Annotated in this window: 4 protein-coding genes and 1 rRNA gene (1 of these 5 cut by a window edge); all 5 read left to right on the plus strand. The window is 50.8% G+C overall.

Annotated elements, in window-relative coordinates; genetic code table 11:
* Positions 1-83: 83 nt before the first annotated feature.
* The gene (locus DYE26_RS27250) at positions 84-1,436 is read left to right on the plus strand and encodes a radical SAM/SPASM domain-containing protein (RefSeq protein ID WP_036619454.1); all 1,353 of its coding nucleotides are present in this window, start codon (positions 84-86) and stop codon (positions 1,434-1,436) included.
* Positions 1,437-1,657: 221 nt separating this feature from the next.
* The gene (locus DYE26_RS27255; protein ID WP_051985239.1) at positions 1,658-3,076 is read left to right on the plus strand and encodes an ABC transporter substrate-binding protein; all 1,419 of its coding nucleotides are present in this window, start codon (positions 1,658-1,660) and stop codon (positions 3,074-3,076) included.
* A gap of 42 nt (positions 3,077-3,118) precedes the next feature.
* Positions 3,119-4,534, plus strand: a complete 1,416-nt coding sequence (locus DYE26_RS27260; RefSeq protein ID WP_051985240.1) for an ABC transporter substrate-binding protein — start codon at positions 3,119-3,121, stop codon at positions 4,532-4,534.
* A 66-nt stretch (positions 4,535-4,600) separates the two neighbouring features.
* The gene (locus tag DYE26_RS27265; RefSeq protein ID WP_063836297.1) at positions 4,601-6,007 is read left to right on the plus strand and encodes an ABC transporter substrate-binding protein; all 1,407 of its coding nucleotides are present in this window, start codon (positions 4,601-4,603) and stop codon (positions 6,005-6,007) included.
* A gap of 731 nt (positions 6,008-6,738) precedes the next feature.
* Positions 6,739-7,237: ribosomal RNA gene (locus tag DYE26_RS27270) — 16S ribosomal RNA — on the plus strand (it continues 1,055 nt past the right edge of the window).

The raw sequence follows: 7,237 nt of genomic DNA on the forward strand, positions 1-7,237 counted from the left end.
CAAGCGGATGCTCCTTTTTTTCATCATAGGACTTAAGGGTTTTTGCCCGATGTTTCCTATTTCAAAATAAAGGATGGATCAAAATGAATTTTGACGCGTCACAGTGGAAGGCTTCGCGCTTTAATGCGCAAAGCGAGACGGATGACGGCGGCCTGATGCTGTACAACAGCTATACCGGGGCGATCGCTTCCTTCTCGTCGGCGGAACGGAATGATGTTTTGGAGTGGCTGGCACCGGCCGCCCCTGTTCCCGAGCCGGCGCCTCCGCTGGTTGACGGGTTGATAGAGCAAGGATTCCTCGTCCGTTCGGACGTGGATGAAATGCGGCGCGCCATGTTTTTGCACCACTCCATGCATGCTCAAGACGCTATGCATTTGGTGCTGCTTGTGACGGAAGCCTGCAACTTTCGCTGCACTTATTGTTATGAATCGTTTCCGCGCGCTTCGATGCGCGAGGAGGTGATCCGCGGTCTGGAAGCTTATATGGCCGAGCGGGCCAAGACGTTGAAGCAGCTTACCGTAAGCTGGCATGGCGGCGAGCCTTTGCTGGTCCCCCACATCATCGAACGGTTGTCCAATTCCTTTATCGAAGCTTGCGGCCAAAACGGCGCCGCCTACGGCGCGGAGATGTCGACGAACGGCTATTACCTGACCAGGGACCGCCTCGAACAAATGCTGGATCTGCATGTCCGGCGCTTTATGGTCACGCTGGACGGGGAAGGGGAAACACATGATTCCCGGAGAGGACTGAACGGAGGCGGAGGAACGTACCGGACGATCGTGGATAATTTGCTGTCCTTGAAGCAGGTCGACCGCCCGTTTGAAATTAATCTGCGCGTCAATTTCGACAACGGCAACCTGGGGGCCGTATCGCGGTTTATTCCCGTACTCCGGGAGTTGTTTGCCGATGATCCGCGGTTTAAAGTATATTTCCGTCCCGTCGGATGTATGGGCGGTGAAAATGATCTGAACCTCCCGGTATGTGACGAGCGGACAAAGGATCGCGCAATTTGGGAGTTGAACGAGCAGGCGATTGCCGAAGGGCTGCAGGTTAGCTCCTTCATTTCGGATATTTTGCTGCCGACCGGCGCGGTTTGTTATGCGGCCAAGCCGAATTCCCTGATCGCCGGCTCCGATGGCATGCTGTATAAATGCTCCGTCGCGTTGGGGCAGGACAACAACCGGCTGGGCCGGATTCATGAGGATGGGACGCTGGACCTGGATTACGACAAGCTGGCGCTCTGGACGACATCCGGCGAAGAAACGGATGAGAAATGCCGGGCCTGCTTCTTCCGGCCCGCGTGCCAGGGCAATCATTGCCCGCTGTACCGTATGCGGACGGGGAATCGCCCTTGCTCCTACGAGAAGCGGCAAATCAAGAAGACGCTGCGGACGATTTGGATGGCGGCCCGGCGGGATGAGGAGGTGATACTATGAAAATTATCCGTCCCGCGGCGCAGCCCGCATTGGTTAAAACCGGCCGGGTATCCAAGTCCGTACCGGGCAATCTGAGCTGATGGAATAAGATATCCGGGAAAGCCAACCCTTAAGGAAATATAAAAGGGTTGGCTTTTTTTGAGAAAATAGGTAACTATTTAGCGCCTGATTACGTCTAAGTAATGGGGAAGATTAAAAAAAAAATCATTTAGGAGGTCATGATGAAGAACGGATTCATACATAAGGCGATATTGGTGCTGTTTAGCGGGCTGCTGCTTGCCGGCTGCACCGGCGGACCCGCCAAAGAGACCAAACAGGTCTCGAACTTGAAGGTGATGTTTTGGGATGAGAGTTATTTTTATCAGGAGTACGGCGATTTGTTTGCGATGAAATATCCGAATATCGATATTGAAGTCGTCTCATCAACGGACAAGATTTACCGGGACAGCGACCAGGAAGATTTTGACTATGACAAAGCGTTTGCCAAATTTATCGAAGAAGAGCAGCCGGACGTGCTGCTGTTGAATACGAATCAGTATGAAAAGTTCGCTTCCGAAGGCAAGCTGACGGAGCTTGATCCGCTGATCGCCAAGGATAAATACGATACCGAAACGATTTTTCCGGGACTTATGGAAATTCTGAAGGAAAAAGGCGGCGGGAAGCTGTACGGTTTATCCCCGACCTTTTACGGCTCGGTTTTGTACTATAATGCCGATTTGTTTGCCAAATACGGAATTGAGGCGCCGCACGACGGAATGAGCTGGCAGGAGATTCTCGACACGGCCCGCCGCTTCCCGACGGACGGGGACGAAAAGAGCCGCGTTTACGGTTTTGGTTCGGATTACGGCATGTCGCTGGAAAATTTGGCTTCCAGCATCTCATCTACCCAAGGCTTGAATTATATCAACCCTGACACGATGAAACTCACTCTAAATACCGATTCGTGGAAGCAAGTTTATAAGATGGCCATGGATGCCTTGGACTCCAAAGCGGTTTACAATCCGGATGGCGAGGGGTTCCAGGGGGGGACCATGGAAGAGTATTACCAAAGCCAGCCGTTCCTGATGGGGCGTATGGCCATGACGGTCGACGGCACCAATCTGCTGCAAAATCTGAAGGATGCCCAGGGACAGATTAAGGACTATAAGCCGTTCCAAATCGGTGCGGTTGCAGGGCCGGTAGATCCGGCCGAGCCTGATAAATCGCGGAGTATTTCCATGAGGGATATTTTGGCGATCCGGGCGAACTCGCCGAATGCCGATGCGGCGTGGGAATTTTTAAAGTTTGTAAACGGTGAAGAATTTGCGAAGATCAAGTCCAGAACCTTGAATGGCGGCTTGATGTCCCGCACGGGCGTGCAAAGGGAATACAACGGCGTAAGCCTTGATGTGTTTTATAAGCTGAAACCTAAATTGGATAACGACTCCGACAACTACGATAAAATCCCGGATAGTTTCCATGAGAAGTACTACTCCCTCTTTAGCCGGGAAATAAAGCTGGTTCAGGATAAAAAGAAATCCATCGACGAGGCGCTGCAGACCGTTCAAGACGAAGGCCAGGCGGCCCTGGATAAAGCGGTCCAAGATGAAGCGGCCGGCAAAAAGGACAAGCCTGGCGCGGAAACGGATCAGGCCGGTTAACGGCACTTAGCTTATCGCCCTATCATTTTTTTGGAGGTCATGATGAAGAACGGAATTTTAAATAAGGTTATGCTGCTGCTTTTAAGCGGGCTGCTGCTTGCCGGTTGCACCGGCGGGCCCGCCAAAGAGACCAAACAGGTATCGAGCCTGAAGGTGATGTTTTGGGACGAGAATTTCTTTTACAGGGAGTACGGCGATTTGTTTGCGATGAAACATCCGAATATCGATGTGGAAATCGTCACAACGGACCGGATTTACCGGGACAGCGACCAGGAAGATTTCGACCGTGACAAAGCGTTTGCCGACTTTATCGAACAAGAACAACCGGACGTGCTGCTGTTGGATGCGAACGAGTATGAAAAACTCGTTTCCGAAGGCAAGCTGACGGAGCTTGATCCGCTGATCGCCAAGGATAAATACGATACCGAAACGATTTTCCCGGGACTCATGGAAATTCTGAAGGAGAAAGGCGGCGGCAAGCTGTACGGTTTATCTCCGACCTTCTATGGATCGGTCATTTACTACAACGCCGATTTGTTTGCCAAATACGGAATTGAGGCGCCGCACGACGGAATGAGCTGGCAGGAAATTCTCGACACGGCCCGCCGCTTCCCGACGGACGGGGACGAAAAGACCCGCGTTTACGGTTTCGGTTCGGATTACGGCATGTCGCTGGATAATTTGGCTTCGAGTATCTCATATACGCAAGGTTTGAATTACATCAACACCGATACGATGAAGCTCACTCTCAATACCGATTCGTGGAAGCAAGTTTATAAGATGGCCATGGATGCCTTGGACTCCAAAGCGGTTTACAATCCGGATGGCGAGGGGTTCCAGGGAGGGACCATGGAGGAGTATTACCAAAGCCAGCCATTTATGATGGGGCGGATGGCCATGACGGTCGACAGCACCTATATGCTGCAAAACCTGAAGGACGCCCAGGATCGGATTAAGGACTACAAGCCGTTCCAAATCGGTGCGGTTGCAGGGCCGGTAGATCCGGCGGAGCCCGACAAATCGCGGAACATCTCGGTGAGCGACATTTTTTCCATTCGGGCCAACTCGGCAAATGCCGATGCGGCTTGGGAATTTATTAAATTCGTGAACGGCGATGAATTTGCCAAGGTCAAGTCCAGAACTTTAAACGGCGGCATGTTGTCCCGAATGGGAGTGCAAAAGGATTTCCATGGCGTAAACCTCGACGTTTTCTACAAGCTGAAGCCTAAAGTGGACAACGACTCCGACAACTATGATAAAATCCCGGAAAGCTTCCATGATCAATACCGTACTATTTTTGACCGGGAAATGAAGCTGATGGCGGAGAAAAAGAAATCCATCGGCGAGGCGCTGCAGGTGATTCAGGACGAAGGCCAGGCGGCGCTGGATAAGGCCGTAAAGGAGGAAGCGGCCGGGAAGAAGAATAAGCCTGCCGCGGAAGCGGATCAGGCGGGCTAACGTGCCTTGGTTGCCCCCGAAAAGGGGCTTTGTGCGAATTGCTTTATAAAATTTTTGGAGGCTAAGATGAAGAACGGAATATTATATAAGGTTATGCTGGTTATGATATGCGGACTGCTGTTCGCCGGGTGTGCCGGCGGCCCTGCCAAGCAGGAGGCGCAGACTTCTACGCTGAAGGTCATGTTCTGGGACGAAAGTTATTTTTTCAGCCAATATGGCGACATGTTTGCGATGAAGAATCCGAATATCGAAATTGAAGTAGCTAACACGCAAAGCATTTATAACGACGAGGAAAAGGACTACGACAAGGCGTTTGCCAAATTCGTGGAAAAGGAACAGCCGGATATCATACTGCTGAACTCCAACAAAAATTACGAAAAATTCGCATCCGAAGGCAAATTAATGGATTTGGATACGCTCATCGCCAAGGATAAATACGATATCTCGACGATTTATCCGGCGCTGATCGACCTGCTAAAGGAAAAAGGCGGCGGGAAGCTGTACGGGCTGGCTTCATCTTTTAATGTGAATGCAATTTATTATAATGCCGATCTGTTTGCTAAATATGGAGTTGAGCCGCCGCATGACGGGATGACCTGGCAGGAAATTATCGATACCGCCCGCCGTTTCCCCACGGATGGGGATAAGGACAGCCGGATTTACGGATACGGTCCTCGTTACGGGAAAGCTTTTGATGAATTGGCCTCTTCGATCGCCATGACACAAGGGTTGCAGGTGCTGAATCCGGATACGAAGAAAATGACGATCAATTCGGATTCCTGGAAAAAGGTTTTCCAACTGGCTCTGGATGGCGTAAAATCCAAGGCGATTTATGATCCGGGCGAAGACGGATTCCAGAGCGGGACGATGGAAGAATATTATAAGAGCCAGCCTTTCTTAATGGGACGTATGGCAATGACGATCGACGGCACCAATCTGCTGCAAAATCTGAAGGATGCCAAAAACAGCGTAAGGGATTATAAGCCGTTCCAAATCGGCATCGTGGCCGGTCCGGTGGACCCGGCGCTGCCTGACTCCACGCGGGAAGTCAGCTATAATGAAATTTTCGCGATCCGGTCCGATTCTCCAAACGCCGATGCGGCCTGGGAGTTTTTGAAATTCATCAACAGCGAAGAATATGCCAAAGTGAAATCAAGAACGTTGAATAACGGTCTCATGTCCCGGATGGGCGTGATGAAAGATTACGAGGGACAAAGCCTTGACGCTTTTTATAAGTTAAAACCTGCAGATAGCAGCGACGGATATATGGGGATCAGCGACGCTCCTAACAGCTTTTACGGACAATTCCAACAAATCAAGGATCGGGAACTGGATCTTGTCCAGAAGGGAAGCAAGTCGCTTGACGAGGCGCTGGAAAAGATCCAGGCGGATGGACAAGTAGCCTTGGATAAAGCGTACCAAGAGGAAGAGGCACAGAAGAAGAAGGACGGAAAAGACGATATCAGCTCATAAGATAAAGCGGACGTGGACACCGGCAGCGATTACGGTATGGTTATCAAGGGCAATTAGCTGCCACCTTTAGGCCGCGGAATTATTGAAGGCTAACCTTTGCAGCTTTGGCTCGGGGTTGGTCTTCATTTGTGTACCTGTAAGTTTTGTTATGCATGAAAATCATTGAAAGAAGGGAATGGGATGAAGCTTTTCGGCAAAGCGTTTTTCATCGTGTTGAGGAAGAGACTGCAAAGCAAAAGTAGCCGCTAGACCCATGGATCGGATTTTTTGTTCCGGCGGTTGCCGGAGCGCGTCGCTTTTGACGATTTACGGGACCGGAACACCAGGCGTTTACGTACGGTCTTCATCCCGTAGCCAGGTCCAGGTTCCCTCCGCGCCATGCTGAGCAAATTAACCGTTTAGGACGGTTCTCGTAAATTCAAAATGGAAAAACATACATATTGCAAAAGCTCCCCGATCGTGATAAATTATTACTTGTCGCTTCGAACGGCAGCTTGTCGAAAGGCTTGCTACAATGTCGAAAAATGAGGTTGACAAAGTAAAGTGAATTGGCTATAATAAACAACTGTTCGACAAAAAATGATGGTTATCGAAAATGCCGGACAGCAAGTTCTTTGAAAACTGAACAAATGGAACGCGTCAATAACTTTGAACGATTTTTTTAAATCGTCAGTAACTGATTGAGCTAATCGCTCTTTCGAATAAACTTGGGTGATTCGTTCATCCAACCTTTATTGGAGAGTTTGATCCTGGCTCAGGACGAACGCTGGCGGCGTGCCTAATACATGCAAGTCGAGCGGACCTGATGGAGTGCTTGCACTCCTGATGGTTAGCGGCGGACGGGTGAGTAACACGTAGGCAACCTGCCCGTAAGACCGGGATAACTACCGGAAACGGTAGCTAATACCGGATAATCAAGTCTTCCGCATGGGAGGCTTGGGAAAGGCGGAGCAATCTGTCACTTACGGATGGGCCTGCGGCGCATTAGCTAGTTGGTGGGGTAACGGCTCACCAAGGCGACGATGCGTAGCCGACCTGAGAGGGTGAACGGCCACACTGGGACTGAGACACGGCCCAGACTCCTACGGGAGGCAGCAGTAGGGAATCTTCCGCAATGGACGAAAGTCTGACGGAGCAACGCCGCGTGAGTGATGAAGGTTTTCGGATCGTAAAGCTCTGTTGCCAGGGAAGAACGTCTTCTGGAGTAACTGCCAGGAGAGTGACGGTACC

This window comes from Paenibacillus macerans (assembly GCF_900454495.1).
GTDB classification, from domain to species: domain Bacteria; phylum Bacillota; class Bacilli; order Paenibacillales; family Paenibacillaceae; genus Fontibacillus; species Fontibacillus macerans.